The sequence below is a fragment of the Sandaracinaceae bacterium genome, from assembly GCA_016706685.1.
In the GTDB taxonomy this organism is placed as follows: Bacteria; Myxococcota_A; Polyangia; order Polyangiales; family Houyiibacteriaceae; genus JADJJE01.
Window position 1 is genome coordinate 56,847 of the sequence record JADJJE010000025.1, and the last position, 22,349, is coordinate 79,195.

Annotated in this window: 19 protein-coding genes; 11 read left to right on the forward strand and 8 right to left on the reverse strand. The window is 68.2% G+C overall.

Annotated elements, in window-relative coordinates; translation table 11 throughout:
- Positions 1–87 precede the first annotated feature (87 nt).
- Positions 88–582, forward strand: coding sequence for a hypothetical protein (locus IPI43_25315; protein MBK7777404.1), 495 nt, complete (start codon positions 88–90; stop codon positions 580–582).
- Positions 583–740: 158 nt separating this feature from the next.
- Positions 741–1,328 carry a hypothetical protein gene (locus IPI43_25320; protein MBK7777405.1) on the forward strand — a complete coding sequence of 196 codons (588 nt, stop codon included), beginning with the start codon at positions 741–743 and terminating at the stop codon, positions 1,326–1,328.
- Here IPI43_25320 and IPI43_25325 read toward each other — a convergent pair.
- Genes IPI43_25325 through IPI43_25340 form a run of 4 tightly spaced genes read right to left on the reverse strand, consistent with a single transcriptional unit; the run spans position 1,301 to position 9,985 of the window.
- The gene (locus IPI43_25325; protein MBK7777406.1) at positions 1,301–3,481 is read right to left on the reverse strand and encodes a DEAD/DEAH box helicase; all 2,181 of its coding nucleotides are present in this window, start codon (positions 3,479–3,481) and stop codon (positions 1,301–1,303) included. The two genes, IPI43_25320 and IPI43_25325, sit on opposite strands and share 28 nt — an antisense overlap.
- Positions 3,478–4,683: a hypothetical protein gene (locus tag IPI43_25330; GenBank protein ID MBK7777407.1), complete on the reverse strand. Its 1,206-nt coding sequence runs from the start codon at positions 4,681–4,683 to the stop codon at positions 3,478–3,480. The genes IPI43_25325 and IPI43_25330 overlap by 4 nt, the downstream gene beginning before the upstream one ends.
- Entirely contained in the window at positions 4,680–7,754 is a 3,075-nt protein-coding gene (locus IPI43_25335) for a DUF1998 domain-containing protein (GenBank protein ID MBK7777408.1), read from the reverse strand. The genes IPI43_25330 and IPI43_25335 overlap by 4 nt, the downstream gene beginning before the upstream one ends.
- Complete coding sequence (locus IPI43_25340) at positions 7,748–9,985, reverse strand: DEAD/DEAH box helicase (GenBank protein MBK7777409.1); 2,238 nt, start codon at positions 9,983–9,985, stop codon at positions 7,748–7,750. Before IPI43_25340 ends, IPI43_25335 begins: the two co-directional genes overlap by 7 nt.
- Positions 9,986–10,152: 167 nt before the next feature.
- Between IPI43_25340 and IPI43_25345 the strand changes: the two genes are divergently transcribed.
- From IPI43_25345 to IPI43_25365, 5 genes are all read left to right on the forward strand, one after another.
- Complete coding sequence (locus tag IPI43_25345; protein ID MBK7777410.1) at positions 10,153–11,430, forward strand: AAA family ATPase; 1,278 nt, start codon at positions 10,153–10,155, stop codon at positions 11,428–11,430.
- Between the two features lie 8 nt (positions 11,431–11,438).
- Complete coding sequence (locus IPI43_25350; protein MBK7777411.1) at positions 11,439–11,924, forward strand: hypothetical protein; 486 nt, start codon at positions 11,439–11,441, stop codon at positions 11,922–11,924.
- A 47-nt stretch (positions 11,925–11,971) separates the two neighbouring features.
- Positions 11,972–12,199, forward strand: coding sequence for a hypothetical protein (locus IPI43_25355; GenBank protein ID MBK7777412.1), 228 nt, complete (start codon positions 11,972–11,974; stop codon positions 12,197–12,199).
- A complete protein-coding gene (locus IPI43_25360; protein ID MBK7777413.1) occupies positions 12,172–12,423 on the forward strand; it encodes a hypothetical protein in 252 nt (83 codons plus the stop codon). Before IPI43_25355 ends, IPI43_25360 begins: the two co-directional genes overlap by 28 nt.
- A gap of 77 nt (positions 12,424–12,500) precedes the next feature.
- On the forward strand, positions 12,501–13,157 hold the full coding sequence (locus tag IPI43_25365) for a hypothetical protein (GenBank protein MBK7777414.1): 657 nt from the start codon (positions 12,501–12,503) through the stop codon (positions 13,155–13,157).
- On the opposite strand, the gene IPI43_25370 is transcribed toward IPI43_25365, so the two are convergent.
- The gene (locus tag IPI43_25370) at positions 13,101–13,529 is read right to left on the reverse strand and encodes a hypothetical protein (protein ID MBK7777415.1); all 429 of its coding nucleotides are present in this window, start codon (positions 13,527–13,529) and stop codon (positions 13,101–13,103) included. The two genes, IPI43_25365 and IPI43_25370, sit on opposite strands and share 57 nt — an antisense overlap.
- Before the next feature lie 1,008 nt (positions 13,530–14,537).
- Here IPI43_25370 and IPI43_25375 point away from each other — a divergent pair.
- Complete coding sequence (locus IPI43_25375) at positions 14,538–15,809, forward strand: hypothetical protein (GenBank protein ID MBK7777416.1); 1,272 nt, start codon at positions 14,538–14,540, stop codon at positions 15,807–15,809.
- A 44-nt stretch (positions 15,810–15,853) separates the two neighbouring features.
- The gene (locus IPI43_25380; protein MBK7777417.1) at positions 15,854–16,342 is read left to right on the forward strand and encodes a hypothetical protein; all 489 of its coding nucleotides are present in this window, start codon (positions 15,854–15,856) and stop codon (positions 16,340–16,342) included.
- A gap of 44 nt (positions 16,343–16,386) precedes the next feature.
- Here IPI43_25380 and IPI43_25385 read toward each other — a convergent pair whose 3' ends face one another.
- The 3 genes from IPI43_25385 to IPI43_25395 are packed head-to-tail and all read right to left on the reverse strand — an operon-like array spanning position 16,387 to position 19,851.
- Entirely contained in the window at positions 16,387–17,436 is a 1,050-nt protein-coding gene (locus tag IPI43_25385) for a prolyl oligopeptidase family serine peptidase (GenBank protein ID MBK7777418.1), read from the reverse strand.
- Positions 17,429–19,525, reverse strand: coding sequence for a DUF262 domain-containing protein (locus IPI43_25390; GenBank protein ID MBK7777419.1), 2,097 nt, complete (start codon positions 19,523–19,525; stop codon positions 17,429–17,431). Before IPI43_25390 ends, IPI43_25385 begins: the two co-directional genes overlap by 8 nt.
- Entirely contained in the window at positions 19,522–19,851 is a 330-nt protein-coding gene (locus tag IPI43_25395; protein MBK7777420.1) for a hypothetical protein, read from the reverse strand. Before IPI43_25395 ends, IPI43_25390 begins: the two co-directional genes overlap by 4 nt.
- 202 nt (positions 19,852–20,053) lie before the next feature.
- On the opposite strand from IPI43_25395, the gene IPI43_25400 reads away from it, so the two are divergent.
- Entirely contained in the window at positions 20,054–20,653 is a 600-nt protein-coding gene (locus IPI43_25400; protein ID MBK7777421.1) for a hypothetical protein, read from the forward strand.
- 105 nt (positions 20,654–20,758) lie between these two features.
- Positions 20,759–22,255: a DDE-type integrase/transposase/recombinase gene (locus IPI43_25405; protein MBK7777422.1), complete on the forward strand. Its 1,497-nt coding sequence runs from the start codon at positions 20,759–20,761 to the stop codon at positions 22,253–22,255.
- Positions 22,256–22,349: the final 94 nt, after the last annotated feature.

Below are 22,349 nucleotides of genomic sequence, written 5' to 3' on the forward strand. Positions count from 1 at the left end.
CCACGCACAGGGTGTGGTCGCTCTCGACGCTCGTGGAGCCACCCGGTACCCTGAGACATGCAAGGGAACACGCGGGAGGTGCGAGTGATGTCGGGCACGCTGATGCGGACTGGGGTGTTGGCGTCCGCGTTGTGGCTAGCGGCGCTGGGGGCAGCTGACGGCGCGCAGGCTCAGACAGACGCGCCGACGAGCGCGGAGACGGACACCCCTGCCGTGGACGTGAGCCCCACCAGCGTGCGGCTGGCGGAGCTCGAGACGCTCCGGCAGCGCGAGCGGCGCCACATGGCGACGCGGCGCGGGTTTGCCTATGGGGTGCTGGGCGGCGGCGTGGTGCTGACCGTGGGGGTGGCGGTGGCGGTGCGGCACACCTGCTTCATCTACTGCGACCGACGGCCAACGCCGGGTGAGCGCGCCGGGGTGGGGCTGGTGGTGATCGGGCTCACCACCGCGGTGGTGTCAGCGCTGGCGGTCGCGGCCTACACGGGGTCGGTGCGCGCCGTGCGGCGCAGGATGTTCGAGCTGAGCGTGACGCCGACCGCGTCCCTGCGGTCGGTGGGGGCGCAGCTGGACTTGGCGTGGTGACACGGAAGAGCTGCTCGCAGTCACCATGGCGCGACGCGCGCACCACTCGCGTTGCCGGTGGCCCGCAGGGCCCGCGCCTACTACCGCTCGAGTTGAACTTGTCAGTTATCCGGGAGACTCTTCAGTTCAGGCGAAGGGATGGTCAGATGTTTCGACGTATGTGGTTGTCGGTTTCTCTCGCGGTGTTGGGGCACGCGTGCGGCGGGAGCGCCCCGTCGGCGACGGAAGTGTCTCGAGAGGGGACTGCTCAATGCCAAACGATTCGGGAGGTCGACTGGCTGAATCGCAGCTACGACTTCGGCTTCGCGGGCGTCCAGCGGGTGACCAACGGGCGTCACGTGCAAGGCGAAGGGGAGGAGGGAATGGAGATTCACTCGAGTGCGCAAGGCCCTCTCTACGGGGACCTTACCGGTGATGGCGTCGACGAAGCCGTCATGGCACTCGACACTTTTGACGGGGGCAACGATCCACCGCGTTGGCTGGAGGTCTACACCGTCCGCGACTGTGAGGTCGTTCGCTTGGGGGTGGTGCCAGCGTCGCTCGAGGGCGACGAGTACAACAGCCTCATCGGTGAGGGAATCGAAGGCGGACGTCTCGTCGTGGAACGGCAGGACTGGTCGGATGGGGGCGCCCACTGCTGTGCTCACCACATCCGCACCGAGCAGTGGGTGATTCGCAACGCTGCGCTCGTCGAGGACGACGCTGCGCGAACGCTCCGTCAAGTCCGGACGGATGCCGACGACTGATCGAGCAGCCTCAGAACAGCACTCGGCTCGCCAAACCCCGTCACCACCAGCCCGTCTCGCGCGCGCGTCGCCGCCACGTGCAGCAGGCGGCGCTCGCTGTCTTCATGGGCGTGCTTGGCGGCCTCGTCGGCAAACCGGTCATCCGAGAGCTGCAGCGGCATGGTGCCGGCTTGGATGCCCGCCAGGATGACGCGCCGGAACTCCAGGCCCTTGGCGCGGTGCATGCCCGCGAGGCGAACGCCGTCTTCCTTCTGGGTGTCGGCGTCGGTCTTGATCAGCTGAGTCGCGAAGCCGGCATCAGCCAGCAGCGGTTGGTAGCGCTGCTCCAGCGCCTTCACGGACCGCGCGATGACGCACACGTCTGCTAGGCGGGTGCCGTCTTCTTGCCAACGGCGGATGGTGTCCACGATGAACGCGCCTTCTTCGGCTTCGGTGCGGAAATGCCGCAGCTCGGGCGCGGCTCCGAAGCGCAGCGAGTGGTAGCCCTGATGCTCGTCGGTTCCTTCGTCCAGGTCGTCCACCGTCATGCCGCTGAGGATGGCCGTGGCCCACGCGCGGATCTCCTCGGTGGTGCGGTAGTTGATGCGCAGCTTGCGTGAGCGGCGCCCCCGGATGCTGATGTCGGCGGCGCCCAGGCTGGCTCGGTGCCCGTAGATGCGCTGGTGCGCGTCGCCCACCACGAAGATGTCGTTGTCTCCCTGGGGCACGAGAGCGCGCAGCAGGGCCAGGTCCGCCTGGCGGAAGTCCTGCACCTCGTCGGCCACCACGGCGCGGTAGGGCAGGGCGCCCGGCGCGTTTTGCAGGAGCAAGCGCGCCTCACGAATGAGGTCGGCCGGGTCCATGTAGCCGCCGGCGTCCAGCTTGGCGCGGTAGGCGCTGAGCACCTTCCACACCGCCCGCCGCTCGGCTCGCTTGAGCGGCGTGCCCCGCCCGGTGCGGCGCACCTTCATGTACTCGTCCTCGCTGAGCACGTCGTGGGCCTGCACCACCTTGCTCCACTCTTCGCGGTAGAAGGCCTCGCGAAACGGCAGGCTCTCGTCGGCCAGCGCCACCACCTCGGCCCACCGCTTCCGCTCCACGGTGTCGGGCAGCACCTTCATCTTCGCGCCGCGCGCCCGCAGGAAGTCCGCCGCCCAGCCGTGCAGGTGCTTCACCTCGATGAGGTCGCGCTCTGCGCCGCACAGTGTGGCCAGGTTCTGCTTGATGTCGGCCGCCAGGTTCTTGGTGTAGGTGGTGAAGAGCACGCGCTGGCCGGGCTGCAAGAAGCCCTTCTGCAGCGCCAAGTGCCTGGCGCGGTGCATGGCCACCACCGTCTTCCCCGTGCCGGCGCCGCCCAGCACGCGCGCCGAGCCCTTGCTGTCCATGCGCACCAGCTGTTGCTGGGTGGGGTGCAAGAACACGCGCCAGAGCGACAGCGGCGCGTCCAGCATCTCGGCCAGCTCGCGGTCGTCGGTGATGACCTTGAACTGCCGCAGCGACCCGGGGCGCTCGAGCGCCTTGGTGAAGTCCGCGGTGTCCACCACCTCTTTGGGCGCCGGCGCCGAGAGCTCGTCGAGGGCTTGCGCAAAGTCATATCCCGAGGCCAGCAGGTAGAGCGCGTCGGACGCCTCCTGCGGCAGGAACCGGGCGAGGCTGTCCAGGTCTTCTTCCACGCGCACCGCGCGCACGGCGGGCAAGAGCGGCGCAGGCACACCCACCAGCATCAGCTCGTCGTCGGTGCGGGCGGAGAACAGGCGCTCGGCCTGCGCTGGCTGCAGCTCGGTAGGGCGTTCTCGCGCGGCGCGTTCATCTCGCTTGGGTGCGTCGTTCGAGCCCTCCACGGGCTCCCACACCTGGAACGAGCCCGTGCTGGCGTTGACCTCGAACACCTTGCGGCGAGCCCAGTCCATGGCCTCGTCGTGGTTGTCTACCCACACGCACAGGTACACATCCCCCTGCGGCGGGTGAATCACCACGGCGCGGTACGCCTTGTCGATGCGCACGGTGCGCACCTTGTCGTCGCGCATGCCCTCGAGGGACTCGTAGTTGATGGACGCCTGGGTAGGGTCCGCCTTGAACTTCTCGATGAACGCGCGGACCTTCTTCTGCTGGCTGCGCGGGATGCGCGCGAACGCGGTCAGGAAGTCCGACGACAGGGCCACTTTGGGGGTCATGAGGCAGTCCCTTCACAGGCGGTGCGCACCGCGGAGATCACCTCATCGAGGTGCTGGTCGAGCGCGCCCAAGTCGAACACGCGCACACCGTGCCGCTGGGCATCGGCCAGGTCGGTGGCGCTCATGTCTTCCACGAGCCCGATGCGGAGGTCTTCCCAGGCCAGCGCCGTGTTCACCACGATACCGCCGCGCGCATCGCGGAACATGACCTCCTCGGGCATGGGCAGGTCGGCCCGGGCCAGGCGCGTCACAAGCTCCGCCGCCTCGGGGAATTCGCTCAGCAGGTCCTGCCCCTCGGTCACGCTCGCACCGTCCAGCGTGCGTGGCACCACCGGCGGCTCGGACTCGGCGCGCTTCGAGAGCTCGGGCTCGCTGCCCGCGCCGTCGTGGTGCGCCACGAACTCCGCGCTCACCACGTCTGCCCCGTCAAAGAACTGCAGCAGGTTCCACGCTTGCAGGAAGGTGCGCCACTCCAGCTCGAAGTCCTCTTGCTGGCGCGCCGCGTGGTGGTCGTCGAGGCGCAGCAGCGCCTTGATCTTGCCGAGCGCGTTCTGCTGCAGCGCCCTCGCGTGCAGCTGAGAGAGCACGCGCACGCGGGTGCGCAGCACACGCCCGGCCAGCAGCAGGGGCGCGTCCGCACGCTGTGGCCACGCGGGAGGCTCAGCCGCAGCATCCTCCCGTTGCGCCTTCCACAGCGCCTCCAGCGCAGCCGGCGCCGGCGACTCGCTCACGGTCAGCGTGCTCGCCAGCGCGTGCAGCGCGCCTTCCCGCCACAGCGCCTCGTCCGGGTTCTCCAGGAACGCATACACCTGCTCCATGGGCGTCAGCTGGGTCAGCGCACGGGCCTTCGTGTCCAGCTGCAGCGGCGTGTGCAGCCGCTGCAGCTCACTCAGCACGCTCGAGAACAGCGGCACCAGGTCGGTCTTGCCCTTCGGCCCGCTGAACTCCGCCACGTCCTTCCAGGTCACGGACCACACACGGGCCACCTCAGAGCGGGTGAGCGCGCGGCGCTTGTGCACGTCGTCGCCCAGGCGTGACACCTCGCGCTCGGGCTGCACGTGGAAGCGCAGACCGTCGCAGTACACCGCCATGGGCCGCACGTCATCGCGGCCCAGCAGGTACACCCCAAAGTCGGGCCGCGTGCGGACGGGGCCCGCCTGCATCTCCACCTGCGGCACCACGCGCCAGCGGTGCTCCTTCACCACCAGCTCGTAGCACTCGCGCCCCCGTGGAAGGTGATCTCCCACTGCCCGCCGTCGCGCTGCACGCGGCCGCGCAGCGCTTCCAAGAACTTCATCTCCAGCTCGCTCTCGACGGCCGAAGAAGCATCCACCTCGCTGAGCGTGCTGCACGCGGCCAGCTCGTCCCACTGCGCGAGGATCTGCCCAAAGCGCGCGAGCCCATCGCGCCGCGAGATGTTCGCGATGTTGCGGCTGTGCTGGTACGCCAGCACGCACTTGTAGCAGCCGTCCTTCTGCTGCTCGCCCTCGGCGCACTCGCAGTCCCGCATGGCTGCGTGGGCCTTCTCCACCACGGCGTGAAAGTTCTCCGGCTTGGCCAGGTCCGCCAGGTAGCCCGTGCCGCCCGGCACGCTGTCGTAGATGACGATGAACTGCAGCTCTTCGTTGTGCGCGGGCTCGGTGGCGGAGACGATGCGCAGGTGCGCGGGCTGCCCGCCAAAGTGCTTGCGGAGCCCCAGCTGCAGCGCCGCCTCGAACGTGGCGATGCTCTTGGTCAGCTCCACGCTGGTGACCGGCAAGAGCACGCGCAGCGCCTCCGAGTTGAGCGAGCGGCCCAGGTAGATGGCGCTCATTTCCTCGGGCACCTTGCCCAGCTTGGCCCGGCAGTAGGGCGTGTGCTGCGGACCGTTCCCGGCACGCGGGTCTTGCACCTTGCCGCACGTCCTGCACACCACGAAGCCCTGCTGCGGCACGCTCTGGCCTGCAATCTCCATGGCGTGCCCCGTGTCGGAGGTGCGCCCCATGTTCAGCTGGCGCACGTCCACTCCGCGCAGCAGCTCATAGCCAAACAGCAGCGCGTCGTTGTTCACCAGCCAGGCGGGCCCGCGCTTCTGCCTGTCTTCGGGCACGTCCACCAGCGTGAGCAGCTCGTAGGACTCCTCCTCGCGGTCGTCACTCTCGTCCACGGTGGTGGCCTCGGCCAGCCGCATGCTGGACCACGCCTGCTGAAAGCGAACCACAGAGCAAAGCTGCCCGGAGTCGGACCAGCCCGCCGCGCTGCAGCGTGGACACGCGGTCAGCTCGTCGGGTCGTGCGGGAGCTGCACGCCAGTGGCAGCGCGGGCAGAAGCGCCACGCGTGCACCAGCGGGTACTCCTTGCTGCCCAGGTCGATCTGGTTGATTTTGACCTTGTGCCCCTCCGCGTAGAACGTGTTGAAGGGCGCAAACTCCCGGAGCGCCTGCTGTGCCGGCCGCATGTACTCGAAGCGCAGCGACGCGCCGCGCGCCTTGGTGTCGCCCGCCTCGGCAGGCCCCTGCGCCGGCGCGCTCGAGTGCTCCACGGGCGCCTCGTGCGAGCCACGGAGCACGGACTTCAGCGTCACGCCTGGCTCCGGGAACGCGTAGTTGGGGAGCACGCTCTCGTCGCACAGCACCTGCATGGGCCCCTTGTTGCCCAGCCCCACCAGCACGCGCTTGTACGCGCGCAGCGCGTCGTCGATGACCCCGCGCTCGAACTCGGCGGCGTCGTTCACGTGCGCGTCACGGCCCGGCTCGGGGATGGCCACGCTCGGGTCCGCGTCTAGCTCCGCGCGGCGCGCGTCCAGCTCGCGGATGCGCTTGCGCAGGTCCTTCTGTTCCAGCTGAATGCGCTCGAAGGCCGCCAGCATGCGGCTCACCACGCCGCCCTCGGCCGCGAACGCCAGCAGCGCCTCGCGCGTGGGTTCGCTCACCGTGCCCTCGAACAGCTGCAAGAACTCCTGCGTGAGCGCGGCCTGGTTGGGCTCGTAGAACACCTGGAACGAGCGCGGAAAGCCGTGTTCGTTGGCCTTGCCCAGCAGCATGCTCATGGTGCGCGGGATGCTGGCGTGCCCCTGCGAGTCGCGTGCCCAGCGGTCCATGGCGTGCGCTGCCAGCTGGCGCTTCAGCATCTCGGCCGCGTCCAAGAAGCAACCAGGGGGCCGCACCTCGCCGCGCAGCATCTCGTCGGGTGAGGCGTGGAAGTAGAGGTCGTGTGGCCGCGCGTTGGCGATGGTCATGACCAGCGCGTTGCCCGAGCTGCGGCCCGCCCGTCCCACGCGCTGCAGGTAGTTGGACGCCAGCGGTGGCACCGAGCACAGCATGACCGCCTCGAGGTCACCGATGTCGATGCCCATCTCGAGCGTGGGCGTGCACGTGAGCAGGTTGGGCGCGTCCGCGCGGTTGCCCGTCTTGAACGCGATCTCGAGGGCCTCGCGCACCGGCCGCTCCAGCAGGCCCGTGTGCTCGCCCGTGAAGATGCGGTACACGCGGCCCGACCGGTAGAGCGCGCGGTAGTAGTCGCGGTCCGCATCGGCGCCAGCATCAGGCCCCGAGGGCGAGGCTTGGTAGTAGCCCTTGCGGCACTGGTAGTGGTTGCAGGGCCCGTGCTCCCAGATGGCAGCGGCCGCCGCGGGCAGGGTGGCGGTGCTGTTGCACACCGTGCAGTGCGCCTGCTGCACGCGTGACGTGACGCGCAGCGCGGCCGGGTCCAAGCCAAAGGCGCGGCTCTTGCCGCTGGGCACAGCGCGCACCACGCCTTGGATGGCCAGGCGCTCGAAGGCCTGCTCCAGCACCATCCCGATGCCCGCGTCTTGCGGCTTGCACTTCAGGCTGCGCGAGGTCCAGTCGCGCCACCACGTCTTGCGGTTGGCGGGCGCCTGCAGCGTGTCGAACACGGCGTGCTGCACGCCGTCGTACAAGAAGCGCGGCGCCACCGACTGCGGGCCAAAGGGCGAGAAGTGCGGGTTCTTGCGCTTGCTCAGCAAGAAGCGGTTGCCCGTCTTGGCATAGGCCGAGAGCAGCGGGTGGAACACGCCGCCGCGCATGCGCAGGCGCCGCACCAGCCCTTCCAGGAAGTGCCGCACCTCGGGTTCTTCGAGCGGCCCGCCGGGGCGCTGCAGCAGGCGGTGCTCCTCGAGGTATGCCGTGAGCCCGCGGGTGGCGGCCTCCATGCGCTGGTCGTCCACCGTGAGCGTGGAGCACACCGTGCCTTCGAGCGTGCGGCCCACCGTCACGCCGTAGCCGTACTCACGGGTGACCTCCCATGACAGGCGCTCGCGCAGCACCTTCAGCACGGCGTTGCGCTTCTGGCGGACACCGTGCCGCGCCCCTCGGCGGCGTCCAGGTAGGCCACGTAGTCGGCGTGCTCGCGCAGGTCCGGAGGCATGAAGGTGGCCACCATGCGTGCCTCGCCCAGCCGCTCGCTCCAGTGTTCCAGCATGCGCGGCGCCAGGTCATTCAGCGGCAGCTCACCGCCTGCCTGCACCAGCGTGCTCTGCATGGCGGTGCGCAGGTTGAAGCGGTAGGTGCGGCCCGCAAAGAAGCCGGCCCGGTGCGAGGCGTCTTGCACCGAGTCCGTGAAGGCCAGCAGCTTGCGCTCGTCTCCCGTGCCCGCGGCGCCGCCGCTACCGTGGAACGGGCTGTGGAACAGGTGCGACACGGCCACGCTGCTCAGGCTGGCGGCGCGGCTGCCCAAGATGCGCAGCGCGTCGTCGGCGCCGCACTTGGGGCACAGCGCGCGGAAGCGGTGCTTGTCGTTCTGGTCGCCGTAGACCGCCGCGGGCACCATGAGCACCCCACCTGGCTGGCAGCTGCACTGGTCTTCGCCCATGGCCACGCGCAGGCAGCTTGGGCACACGCGCTCGGGGAGGCGCAGCTGGTTGTCGTCTTCGCGCTGCTCGTGAAGCTGCACGAAGCGCGCCTCTTCGGCCTTGCGCAGGTAGGCCTCGCCCACGCTGCGGCTGTCGCCCTTGAGCTTGGGGCTGCCCTCCACCACCAGCGCGCCCAGGCCATCGGCGCCGCACTCGCGGCAGTAGACCAGCGGCAGGTAGTGCTCGTTCGGGGGGGCGTCCAGCTCGTCACGCCACGCAAACGTGTGGCCGCTGGGCTGCAGGCGCCGCACCAGGCCGCGCAGCTCGCGCACCCAGAGCTGCACCTGCACCGTCAAGAAGGGCCGCAGCTGCCCGTGGCTGCGCGTGCGCGCAAACGCCACCAGCCCCAGAAAGCTGCTCAGCAGCTGCCAGCGCACGTTGGCTGGTTGGTCGGCCAGGCGCTGGTCGGCGGCGGCCAGGTGCTCCACCACCTGCGCCCAGTCGCGCGGGCCACCGAGGCCGTCGCGCCCGCGAATGGCCATGAGCACGCGCCGCAAGAACACATGACGCGTGAGGCGCAGGCCCACCTCCACGGGGTCCAGCGCTTCGCCATCCGGCACGTGCAGGTCCAGCCACGAGTTGGCCTGGGCACGCAGATAGGCGTCGGGGTCACTGAACGCTGCCGGGTCGATCAGCGTGGGGGCTAGCGCGGCGCCGTCGGGCCCATGCGTGTCCAGCGGGTCACGCGTGATGGCGCTGCCCTCGGGCCCTTCGGCTTCGAGCGGCGGGAACACCTCGTCGAGATCCTTGCGGTCTTCGCCCACCACCGCGTCCAGCGTCATGGGCTCGCCGAACACCTCTTGGGCAAACTCCACCAGCAGCTGCTTGCTGCGCGTCAGGTCCCCGCTGCCGATGGTGGCCGACGTGCCCACGCACCCGAGGTGCCCCGCGGGCGTGCCCAGGCGCGCCTTCAGGCGCCGAATCAAGCAGGCCACGTCGCTGCCCTGCGCGCCGTCGTAGGTGTGCAGCTCGTCCAGCACCAGGTACTTGAGCGCCAGCGCGTCATTGCGGTGCCACAGCGCCTGGTCCGCGGGCCGCATGAGCAGCAGGTCCAGCATGCGGTAGTTGGTGAGCAGGATGTCCGGCGGTGACTGCCGCAGGACCTTGCGGTCATCCACCAGGTGCCGCGCCCCACGCACGCCGTGCTTGCCCTCGCCGCCCACGTAGAGGCCCGCCGTCACGCGCTGCAGCTCGGGCCGCGCCGCCAGCTCCTTGGCGATGCGCTCGGCCTGGTCCGTGGCCAGCGCGTTCATGGGGTACAGGATGATGGCCTTGATGCCCGGCTCCCCCGCGTGCCGCAGGCAGTGGTCCAGGATGGGGTACAGGAAGCACTCGGTCTTGCCCGAGCCCGTGCCCGTGGTCACCAGCGTGGCCTCGGGCGTGTGCCCATCGCGCGAGCTCAGCCGCTGGAACGCACGCAGCTGGTGCGCATAGGGCGTGAAGCGCGGGGCCACCGTGAGCGGGATGGTCTCTCCCGTGGCCTCGCGGAACGGCAGCCGCACGTCCACGAAGGGCCCCTTGAAGAGCCCGTGGGTGGGGTGCGTGAGGTGCGCGAACAGCGCCTGCTCCAGCTGCGCGTCCTTGAACCCGAAGGTGGTGCGCAGGTAGTCGAGGAGCGTGCCTCGCAGCTGGTGGGCGACGGTGAGGGGCAGCATGAGGGAAGGGCGATAGCGGGAAACCAGCGGGGGCTGCGCCGCGGTGGGAGCCGCATCCCCATCAACGCGCCGTGGGGTGCACGGCGCGTGGGGGACCGTACTACAGACCAGGCGTCGGGTGGTGCGTGAAGCTGGCCAAGCGTGGAGACCTGCACGATACTCATGGCGTGGCTGCCAACCTCGAGAGTGTCCGTCTAGGCGCGTTCAAGTCCTATCGCGGACAAGAGCTGTCGCTCGGACCCATGACCTTGCTGGTGGGTCGCAATGGCAGCGGAAAGTCCAACGCGCTCGACGCTTTGTCCCTGCTTGCGCTGTTGGCTGAGGAGCGTGACGTCAACGACCTCGAGCGCGGCGACTTCGAGGTGGCTGGGCTGCGGGGCGGGGTGAGCGGAGCAGCGCCGTTTGGCAAGACTCCCATCGAGGTGGGCTGCTCGGTGCGCCTGGAAGACGGTTCCCTCGCGGAGCTCGATGTGACGATCGACATCGAGGGGCGTCCGGAGATCTTGTCTGAGACGCTGAAGCTCACAACCAAGGCCGCGGTGAGGGTGCTCATTCAGTCGGGCCGGCAGCACAGCGCCTCCGGCATCTCGGACGCCAAGGTCTATAGTGCAGGACAGCCCAAGACCTATCACCTGCTCTCGTCGCGTCTTGCGGTGGTGCAGGCGGTGGGCAAGGTGCCCGGAGACTCGGCTGCGCGCCGTCTTGTGGTGGAGACATGCGAGCAGGTTCTGGGCGTGTTGCGAGGCGTGTTCGTGTTGGACCCCGTGCCCAGCGGCATGCGCCAGTACGCGCGCGTTGGCTCACCTCCCGACCGCGCCGGCGCCAACCTCTCCGCCGTGGTGTACGCCCTGCGCAAGAACAAGCGGGCATGGACACGGCTCACCGAGCTGGTGCAGGCGCTGGTGGAGACCCACATCGAAGAGATCACCTTCGTGGAGGCCAAGCTCCCAGGCGACCGGCTGATGGACGTCATGGTGGCGCTGCGCGAGCGCGTGGGACGGCAGCACTTTACCACCGACGCGCGCGTGATGAGCGACGGCACGCTGCGCTACCTCTCCATCGTGGCGTCGCTCCTGCACCTTCGTGCCTCGGGGTCTTTCGGTACCACGCTGGTGGTCGAAGAGATTGAGAACGGCCTCTTCCCCAGTCAGGCCCGGCGGGTGCTGGATCTGCTCCGCGAAGAGGCGTCGGAGCAGAGCGTGCGCCTGCTGGCGACCACGCACTCGCCGGCCCTCTTGGACGCGCTGCACCCTGCGGACCATGCCAGTGTGATCCTGTGCGACCGGCAGCCCGACGGGCTCAGTCGGCTTCAGCGGCTGACCGATCATCCCCGCTACGTAGAGATCGCTGGCGCCGGCGCCGTGGGGCGGGCGATCACGCGCGGCGAGCTGGAGCGCGAGCCAGCGCCCCGTGCGCGCTCCGTGGCGGAGCTGTTCGGCACATGAGTTCCACCGTGCCTCGTCGCACACTGGAGCTCTTGGACACCAGCGTGCTGCTCAATCTCCTGCGAGTGCCGTTCGAGTCCGACCACGCGGACGACGTGCAGGCCGAGCTCGATGCCAAGTGGAAGCGCGGCGTCGAGTTTCGCCTGCCGCTCGCGGCGCTCATCGAAGCGGGGGATCATGTGGGGCGCGTCGACAACGGCACCAAGCGTCGCCAGTGTGCGGTGCGCCTTCGAAAGCTGATCGAGGCCACGCTCGACGGCACTGCGCCCTGGTCGTTCGCGCCCCTCGAGTGGGACGCCACGTTCCTCAAGCAGGTCATCTCCATGCCGAGCGCCGAGCTGGTGGATTCGCTCGCCGCCAAGCGCCTGGAGATGGGGGACCTGGTCATCCTCGCTGAGCTGCGCCGCCTGCGAAGCAACCTGGATCAGAAGGTGATCCGGGTCGTCATCTGGACCCTCGACGAGCAGCTTCGTTCGGCGGCGGAGCTACCCTGATCCGCACAGGCGTTGGACAGTGCTCGTCGGCGGAGTATGAATTTTGTATGCGCAAGGCCCGCGTCACGGTCACGGTTCGGAAAGAGGTGCTTGCCAAGGTGGAGCGACAGGTTCGCAAAGGGCGCGCCAAATCCGTGAGCGCGTGGGTCGACGCGGCGATGGAGGAGAAGTCGCGACGAGAAGACCTCGCAGCACTGCTCACTGAGATGAAAGCGGAGAACGGCCCGGCCACGGCCAAAGAGGAAGCATGGGCCCGAGCCGTCCTCGGCCTGTAGTGTTCGACGCGGGGGCGTTCATCGCTTTCGAGAAGAACGAGGTGCAGCCGCTCGACTTGGAAGAAGCCATGGCCACTGGGATTCTCTGCGGCGACCGGAACGTCAACGACGTCGTGGACGCCAGCGTCGTGCTGCTCGCTCGTCGCTGTGGAGCCTGCATCGTCACGAGTGACCCAGACGATCTTCGGCGCATCGACCCGAACGTCGTCTTGGTCCCCTGCTGAGCGAGCGGTGGCCCCACCCGCCCCGATGTAAGCGCAGGTGCGTGACATACCACATGCTGCATGCTAGCCATGCGGCCATGAACGCGTGGACGCGGTTTGGGTTCGTCGCTTTGTGTGGCGTGTTGGGGGTGGGCTGCCTGAGCGAGACGCGCTACGTGTGCCCGCCCGGCAGCGACGTGACCGCGTCCACCCGCTGCGGCGTGGCGTGCGCCTCGGGTGAGCTGAGCGCCAGCGTGTGCGACGAGGTCCGCGCCGCGTGCGCCGACGGGCGCCTCACCGCGATTGACTGCGCCGGCATCGACGGCGACCTGGGCGTGCAGGACATGGGCACGGACCAAGCCGACGTGGGGCCGGACATGGACGTGACGGCGGACACGGGCGTGGACCAGGGACCGTGCGGCGCGTGCGGGGTTGATGCGCCGCTGTGCAACACGGCCACCATGCAGTGCGTGGAGTGCTTGGGCGTGGGGGATTGCGGCGGGGACACGCCGCAGTGCAATGCTGCGGGGGAGTGCGTGGAGTGCCTGAGCGGAGCGCACTGCAGCGGAGACACGCTGGTGTGCTCGAACGGAAGATGCGTGGGCTGCGAGGACGAGGACGACTGCACCGCGGCCGAACCGGTGTGTCAGCCCGCGGGACAGACTTGTGGCAACTGCGTGGATCGCGGACTGCTTGAACTACCCGACGCTGCCCTCCTGCAACCTGGGCACAGGGGCGTGCGTGGCCTGCGATGAGGAGAACGAGAGCGCTGACTGCGGCGAGGGTTCCCCGACGCCGCGCTGTAGCGCCAGCCGCCAGTGCGTCCAGTGCCGCGTGAACACCAGCAACTTGGACTGCCGCAGCACGACTGCCTCGCAATGCGTTAGCAACAGCTGCGCCAGCTGCACGACCAACGCGCACTGCGCGCACCTGACGAACACGCCGTACTGCTTCAACAACGCCTGCCGGGCCTGCACGCCGACGAGCGAGGACGATGACTGCAACGGCAACACGTGCAATCCCGTCACGCGCGCTTGCACGAACACCGCCATCGGGTCGCAGGGCGTGTGCGAGTCCTGCGTGTCGGACAGCGACTGCAGCCAGGCGGACGGGACCTCGCGGTGCATCCGCATGAACTACATGGGCACGCTCAGGGGCGGGTACTGCTTGCTGCAGGGACCCACCTGCGATCGGCCATTCGGGGTGTTCATCAACCAGCAGAGCTTGTCGGGAGCGGCTGCGACAAACTACTGCGGTATCGACCAGAGCGCGGTCAGCTGTGAGGCTGTGAGAGCGCTCCAAGTCAGTCGCACGTGTCCGAGCGGCAACGCCAATGAGTGCGTGGCCGACGGGGCGCTGTGCGCCATGGTGGGGGCCTCAGCAATCGATGCACCTATCCTTGCTCCTCGCCGGATGAGTGCCTTCCTACAGGCCCTGCCTCAAGTTGCGGCGCTGGACGCTGCGGATCGTGATGCGACGCGCCATGCACTTCGCGCCACGGTCATTCACCACCCTCGTCCTGCTTGCTATCACCCCCCTCGGTTGCGCGGATCTGGGGTGCCCCGATGGCACCGTCCTCGATCGCCAGCAGGGGATGTGCGTGCGCACGTCTAGCGACCTGGGCGTGCAGGACGTCGGCACGCACCACGGGGACATGGGGCCCGACACGGGAATGGCCCTGGACCAGGGGCCTTGCCCACCATGCGGGGTGGCAACACCGCTGTGCAACGTCGCCACTATGGAGTGCGTGGAGTGCCTTGGCATCGGCGACTGCGGCGGGGACAGACCGCAGTGCGACGTGGCCACTGGGATGTGCGTGGCTTGCTTGAACAGCACGCACTGCGGTGGCGATGCGCCGGTGTGCTCGAGTGGCGCCTGCGTGCGCGGGCGAGTGCCTCCCCGGCACGGTGCAGACAGCGGCCGCCACCCCCAGCTCTCCTGCTACGTGCGCGCCGTGCGTCGCTGGCCAGCATTGTGCGGGCGGCACAAGCCCGGCAGTCGCTTGCGCGGCGGAGACCTGGGACCACGATGCCGACCCAGCCACCGCGTGCGTGCCCTGGACGGTCTGCGGGGGTGGCACGTACATGACGGCTGCTGGCACTGCCACCGCCAACCGGACCTGCGCAGGTTGTCCCTTGGGCACCTTCAACCCCGCCTCCTCCAACGTCTCCATGTGCACCGCCTGGCGCGAGTGTGCGTACCTCGAGAACGAAGACACGCCGGGGACCGCGTTGGCTGACCGGACCTGCTTTTTGACCGGCGCGATCCTTCAGTTCGGTACGTCAGCCTCTGACGAAGCGACGAGCATCAGCGCTAGCGAGTCCAGCATGGCCATCGTGGGGAACACCTACGGCGCATTCTCTGGGCAGACCAACAGCGGTGAGCGGGACGTCTTCGTCCAGCGGTACAACTCCACCACGGGTACTCTTCAGTGGACGCGACAGTTCGGCACAGAAGGCCTGGACCGTGTCTTCGCGGTGACCCTCAGCCTCGGCGATGCGGTTGTCTTGGCCGGTGACTTCGGGTTCGGCGACCCCTTCGTTCGGCAGTACGGCGCCGACGGCGACCTAGACTGGCACCACGACACCACGTGGACCACCCAAGCGGTGAGCGCGGGGGGCGACGGAAGCGTCTTCGTGGTGGGATACGTTGATGGCGCGCTGCCCGGGCAGAGTCCCCTCGGCTACACCGACGCCATCTTGCAGAAGTACAGCGCAACGGGAGTTCTCCTCTGGACCCGCCAGTTCGGCACCTCGGAGCCAGACCAGGCGACTGCTGTTGCCGTTGGCAGCGATGGCACGATGGTCGTCGTCGGCAGCACTTATGGCGCCTTCCCAGGGCACACGCCCTTGGTCGAAGCGGATGTCTTCATTCGGAAGTTCGACGCAGACGGAACGGTCCTCTGGACGCAGCAGTTCGGCACAACCAATATCGATTGGGCTAAAGCCGTGGCTATCGATCACGAAGGTGCCGTGGCTGTCGTTGGCTATACACACGCGGCCCTGCCTGGGCAGAGCCACGTAGGGAGTGCCGACGCTTTCGTGCGCAAGTACGACGCGGCCGGTGGCCTCCTCTGGACACGACAGTTCGGTGGAGCGGGGTGGGATGGCTCCTTCGGTGTGAGCATGACCCCGAATGGCCGCGTGCTGGTTGCGGGCGGCGTCACTGGCGCGCTACCCGGCCACGTGGCAAACGGCGCCGCCGATGTGTTCCTAGTCACGTACGATCCCGCCGGGACACTCCTGCGCAGGCGTCAGTTCGGAACATCCGGTGGTGACTCTGCGCAGGCTGTGACCACGACTAGCGACGGTCGCGCGTACGTTGTGGGTCCCGTCCAACACGCCCTGCCCGGGCACATCAGCGCGGGCGGCCTGGACGCGTTCTTGTGGACGGTCATCGGTCCATGAAAGGGGGCCGTCCGTTGTCCTAGGTGGCCGCCGCACGGATGGGAATGACCACGGCCTCGCTGAACCAGCTCCACGCGGCTCTCGCGATCGAGGGGCTGGTGGACCTCGAGCATGAACGCGACGAGGACGTTGTCAGCGAGGGGTTCCTGAAGGACCTCCGGGGCGCGTTCAGGGCCACTCGCGACCGCATCTTTGCTGGCCACGAAGACTACTGCCGTCGCCTCCACCAAGCGGCGTCACTCGAGGTGGGCGTGGCCGTTGAGCCGCTACGCTGTGCCTCTGCGCGGGTCCTCGGGCAAGACATGGTCGCGCGGGGCTTCGACGCGATCACCCTCGAGCCCGTCAGCTTGTCGTACGAGGTGTGGCTCGACACCGGCAAGCCGATGAGCCTCAGGCGCGACTTCTGCGGCCTCGTGACCTACGCCCGCAATGAGCAGCAGCTCGCGTCGGTCGCGTTCGGCGGCCGAGCGCCCCACCAACTCGACCATGACAAGGCGCCCAACCTGCGGACACGCCTCATCGAAGTGGCCTGATGGTCGGAGCAACGCGCTACCCGTGTGTCGCGCGCCCCAGCGCATCAGGGCCGCAGCCCCGCCACGATGCGCTCCACCGTGATGTCCAGCACCGGGCTCGGCCCGGTGTCGGCCAGGATGGCGTCGCGCACCACTTCGGAGGCAGGCGCGATCACGCTGAAGTGGTCGCTCTCGGGGATGGCCAGGAAGCGTATGGGGGCGCTGCCGGCCTCGGCCTCCATCATGGGGTACACGTCGGTCCAGCCGCGTTGCACGCCCTCGATGACGAAGGTGGGCGTGCGGATGGAGGTCAGCCACATGATGGGGGCGCGCACGAGGGCCTCGTCGCTCTCGTCTTCGGACGGGATGCACTCGGGGACCTCGTAGCCGCGGGCGTCGTGTGCGGCGCCAAAGGCGAAGATGGCGCGGAAGCGGTCGGTGCTGGCGGCGGTCAGGAGCGCCAGCGTGCCGCCCGTGCTGTGGCCGCCCAGGTAGATGCGATTGGGGTCCACGTCGGCGCGCGTGCGCAGGTACTCGCCCGCGGCGATGATGTCGTCTACCTCGCCCACGAAGCACTCGGGCTGTCCCGGGTTGCCGTTGCGCCCGCGCAGGGAGGGCCGCATGAGCACGATGCCTGCGTGAAGGAACGTGGTGGCGCTCTGGTCGTTGGCGCGCGGTTCGGGTGTCCATGCGCCCCGGTCGATGCCCCAGTTGAACCCACCGGACACCCAGATGATGGCGGGCTTGCGTGCGCTGGTTCCGGCGGGCGCGGGTGGCGTGACGTACGCCGCGTTGCGGCCGAGGGGGGCTGCGTAGTGGATCAGGTCGAAGACGCCGGGGGGCGGGGGATCAGGGGGGTAGTCGTCGCCCTCCCCGACGTAGCGGGTTCGGAAGCCTGCCCGCAGGTCAGCGAGGGGGAAGTCAGCCGATGCTGAGCGCGGTGGTTCTGCGCGCGTTGGAGCCGGGTCTGGGGACGCCACCTCGGCTTCGGGTGCTCTCACGCACCCTTCCGCGCCCAGCACTCCGAGCACCACATGGATGGCCAACACGAAGTTACCGTTTCGCCGCGACGCCAGCGTGGAACCCGCCGACGGTTGGCGGCGCTGCTCACTCATCGCCCGCGCCTTCCATCTGTCGCTCGAAGGACTGCCGCACCAGGCCCATTACGTAGGGCAGCTCATCGAGCGTGGCGAGGGATACCTCCACGTCGCCGTTACCCCAGCGACCCACCTGGGTGACGTCCTTGCAGAGCTTCTTCGGGTCGTGGATGTCGGGGAAGGGCATGTTCAGCGACAGCCGCATCCGCTTGGCCTGGGGCACCACGTCCACGAAGTTGGTCTCTGCCTTGTATGCCACGTACAGCTTGAGGAACTCCTCGGTCACGCACGGATCCAGAGCGAGCACCTCCTTGCGGAACGCCTCGAAGACCTCACGGAACTTTGGGTTCAAGAGGTGCGGGTGATCATCGATGGTGAACCCGGCGCTCTGCGTGGTGCTCGGCCGGTAGGCCGCCAACACGTCGGGCTCGAGCTTTGGCGCCCGCCATACCTCGAGCGCGGTCTTGGCGAGCCGGTCGGCTCTGGCCTTGATGGTCTCTTCGTTCCAGTCATCGAGCTGTCCGAGGCCGGTGTTCAGCTTGAGGGGGCTCTCCTTGAAGCCCATCTTCATGTCGCGCTTCTCGCGGAAGTGGCGATCGCTGTACTCCGAGTTGTAGGCCGTCAGGGTCAGGTTCCCCAGGGTGTGCAGCCAGGTCGTCTGCACCGTGTGGAAGTCGTCGCCGAGGGACTCCTTCCACGCCTCCGACAGCTCGGGGTTCTGCGGCAGGATGTGCTCGATCGTGTATTCATCGACGGGCACCCGCTCTTTGCGGCCATGGTTCTCGAGCCGGCGCAGCCAGTAGGTCCGTCTACTAAAGTGGTAGAGGTCGCGTAATTTCACGGCGCGCTCGAACTCCTCGTCGGCCGGGAAGCGCCGGTACGAGGGCAGCAACAAGAGGTGCGCTTGGACGCTCTCCACGTAGCGGTCCTTCTTGAGTGCCTTAGTGAAGGTGCCGAACGTCTTGTTCATCGAGTTGGTCGGGATGTTGCAGACGCCGCGCCGGAACACGTAGGCCTCCACGAGCCGCACCACGTGCACGAGCTCCGCGGCCGTCAGGCGCGCGGCGTCGTAGTCGGCATACAGCTCGAGCAGGAAGGGATACGCCACGTCCACCTTCAGTTCGCGGAGATCTTGAAATGCCAGCTTCAGATCCGGATTGCCCTCTGCACCGAGCGCGATAGCGCAGAAGTAGCGGGCGAAGTCGCGGATCTCCTTCACGAGCGCTTCCACGCCAGCCTTCGCGGTCTTGGGTGCGGCCGCGTGCTTCTTGAACTCGGCGTAGACGTGCCGAACGTTCGGGATCTCGCCCGTCTTCACCGTCAGGTAGTGGCGCATGAAGGCGTCGAAGTGCGTCCCGTAGGCCTCCTGCCCGAAGTCTACCTCCATGGGTCGCCAGTACTGTTCGTAGAGCCGGGTCTGCATGGCCGGCTCGAGCCGCATCAACACGAAGTTGCGAATCAGGTCGGCCTGGCTCAGCTCGAGACCTGTCGAGTTCATGCTCTCGAAGATCAGCTGTGGATTGTCCTGGTCGCGGCTGAGCGCCAGGTCCACCACCACCAGTTTGGCGAGGCCTCGACAGAGGGGTGCGACGTCGCCACATTCGGCGATGAGCTTCTCGAAGAGCGCGAAGTTCCGCGCGACCGCTCGGGACTGCTCCTTCGGGAGCTCGGTGCCTCCCACGATGGCGGTCAGGGTTGCCTTGTCGGCTTGCGAGAGCAGCAGCTTGAAGTGCCGCTCCCCGCTCTCTTCCGGGTTCAGCAGGTAGTAGTTTCGGAGCTTGCGGGCAGAGAACCCATCCACGGGCTCACCGTCCCCGAGGGCCTTCGCCAACGCTGCGATGAGCAGCGTCACCGTGGTGAGCCGCTGCTGGCCGTCGATGACGAGCAGCGGTGACTGGTGGCTGACTTGCGAGAGGCCCGCCTCGATGTAGACGATCGATCCCACGAAGTGGACGCCAACGTGCTCGTCGGAGCCCGTCCGCAGCACGTCCTGCCAGAGCTGTTGGCACTCCTTCTCCGTCCAGGAATAGGTGCGCTGGTAGATCGGGATGACGAACTGAGGAGACTTCTTGAGGAAGTCGAGCAGCTTTGCTTCGGTGGCCTTCATGGGGAAACCTCTGTCTGAGCGAGCTTGTGGAAGTCCGCCGCAAAAGCAGCGCGGACCGTCTCAAAGAGCGCGGTATCGACTGGCTGGCGGCAGGCGACGGTGTTGATCACGTCGTAGCCGGCGGAGCGCAACGCGTCGGCGAGCGCCTTCTCGAGCGCCGCCACCACGTTTCGCCGTTCGCGGTGTTCATCCATCGTCGTGCCTTCCGCCAGGATGGGGCCGTGCGCGACCAATCGGAGTGCGCAGCTCGCGGGTTCCACGTGCCGCTCGTTCAAGTGCCGCCGGATTGTGTTGCTGTTGGCGTTGAACCCAAAGTGCTGGCCCATCCGGTTGAACGGCGACTGCGCGTGTGGGGATGAGCTGTCGCCGGTGCGGCCTGACCCCGAGCACGTAGTTCGAGGGCGGGGCCGGCCAGACGAGTCACGAATAGCGATGGGCGCATAAGAAACCCCCTCAGAAAACTCGCCACTATTGGCAGGCATCCGAGAGGGTCCATCTCCACAACCGCGTAGTCAGGGAGATGGTCGGATGTCGCATGAAATTGAGCTGCTATTCAAGGTGCATGGGGTGTTGCTGGCGCTCGACGAGCGGGCGGCGGAGCGAGTACGAGTCTCGGGCTGTGCGCACTGCGGCGGCCGGCTCCATGTCTCGAACTACCCCCGCAAGGCACGCGGGCTGAGCGCCGAGGGCGAGACCGCCGGGGCCTACGAGAAGCGGCTGTCGCTGTGCTGTGGGCGGGATGGATGCCGCCACCGAGCGACGCCACCATCCGTGCGCTTCCTCGGTCGGAAGGTCTATGCGGCGCTCACCATCTTGCTCGTTAGCGCGAGCGGCGAAGCTGAGACGTGTGCCCCGCCGGTCATCGCCACGACCCCTGGCGCCCCATCGTGGGCGACTCGTCGGCGGTACCGCTTCTGGTGGGCGGTGGAGTTCTTTCAGACCCCGTGGTTCGTCGAGATGGCTGGGCGCTTCGCTGAGCCCGTCGTGGCCGTGGACGCACCGGCGTCACTGCTCGAGCGCTTCGTGGGTTCGTTGAGCGAGCGGATCACGGGGCTGCTGCGGCTGGTCTCGCCGCTGACCACGAGGTCGGTCGCGCCCGAAGCGTCACGAGTCGCGATGGGGATGTGAGCCGCGCAGAGGATGGCGATGTCCCCATGAAACAGGACTGATTATGGTCCTTCTCGTTGAGCCAGCGGTCATCACGCGGGCTCGTCCACGTAGGAGGTGCAGGTCATGTCAGACAAGACGCACGCGTCATCGAGTGTGCGATGGGCTCGCTTTCGCTTTCAGGTGGTGGGCCCGCTCTTCGTGGAGCCCCCCGCCCCTGGCGCACTGGTGCAGGCGCTCGATGAGTTGGCGGCGCGCAGCTACGAGCACCCCACCAAGTCCGGCGTGCGCGTGCAGTTCTCGCGCTCGACCATCGAGCGCTGGTTCTATGCGGCACGCAACGCGACCGGTGACCCGGTGGGCAAGCTCGCGCGCAAGGTCCACGCGCACGCGGGGACCCACCCGGCGATGCCGGCGACGGTGGAGGAGGCGCTCACCAAGCAGCACCAGGCGCACTCGAGCTGGACCTACCAGCTGCACTACGACAACCTCGTGGCGCTCGCGAAGAAGCAGCCCGAACTGGGCGCGGTGCCGAGCGTGGCGACGGTGCGGCGCTTCATGAAGCGCCGTGGGCTCCTCAAGGTGCGCAAGCCGCGGCGTCGTCGTGGGGAGCCTGTGCAGGAGCCCGTGTTCGAGGCGCGCGAGCGGCGCAGCTTCGAGGTCGGCCATGTGCACGCGCTCTGGCACGCGGACTTCCATGTGGGCTCACGCCGCGTGGTCGAGCCGGACGGGACGTACTCCCAGGTCGTGCTGCTCGGCTTCCTCGATGACGCATCACGCATCGCGTGCCACCTGCAGTGGTACCGCGAGGAGAGCGCCGAGGCGTTCGTGCACGGGCTGCAGCAGGCTCTTCAGAAGCGCGGCATGCCGCGCGCGCTGCTCACCGACAATGGCCAGTCGATGCAAGCCCATGAGGTGGAAGAGGGGCTCGAGCGCCTCGGCATTGTCCATCCCACCACGCTCCCGTACTGCCCCGAGCAGAACGGCAAGCAGGAGTCCTTCTGGGGCCGCGTCGAGGGGCGCTTGATGCCCATGCTCGAAGGCAAGCGCGAGCTGACGCTCGCCTTTCTGAACCAGGCGACGCAGGCGTGGGTCGAACTCGAGTACCACCGCGAGGTGCACAGCGAGCTCGGCATGACGCCGCTCGAGCGCATGCTGCAAGGACCATCCGCGAGACGCCCATCGTGGTCCAGCGACAAGCTACGCCGCGCCTTCCGCACCGAGGTGCAACGCACACAGCGGCGCAGTGACGGGACCATCACCGTCGCGGGCGTGCGCTTCGAGATTCCGTCTCGCTACCGCGTGCTGCTCCGTCCGGTCGTTCGCTACGCGCGCTGGGACCTGTCCACGGTGGATCTCGTCGACGAGCGCCACGGCACCCACCTCGCGACCCTGCTGCCGCTCGACAAGACCGCGAACGCCAGCGGCGCCCGCCGTGTCGTCGAGCCCGTCTCTCCGCCGGGGGTCGTCGACGACGCGTACGTCGGCGTCGCGCCGCTCCTCGACACGCTGATGGAGGACTACGCCGCCACCGGCCTCCCGCCCGCCTATGTCCCGCTCGCCGAGTCCACCGACGAGCCGAAGCCCACCGACACCACCCCCGAAGAGACCCATGAATCCTAAGCTCCAAGCCCTCTATGGCCTCAAGTTCCATCCCTTCCGCGCAGACATCCCCACCGACGCGCTCTTCGTCTCGCCGGCCGTCGATGCCTTCTGT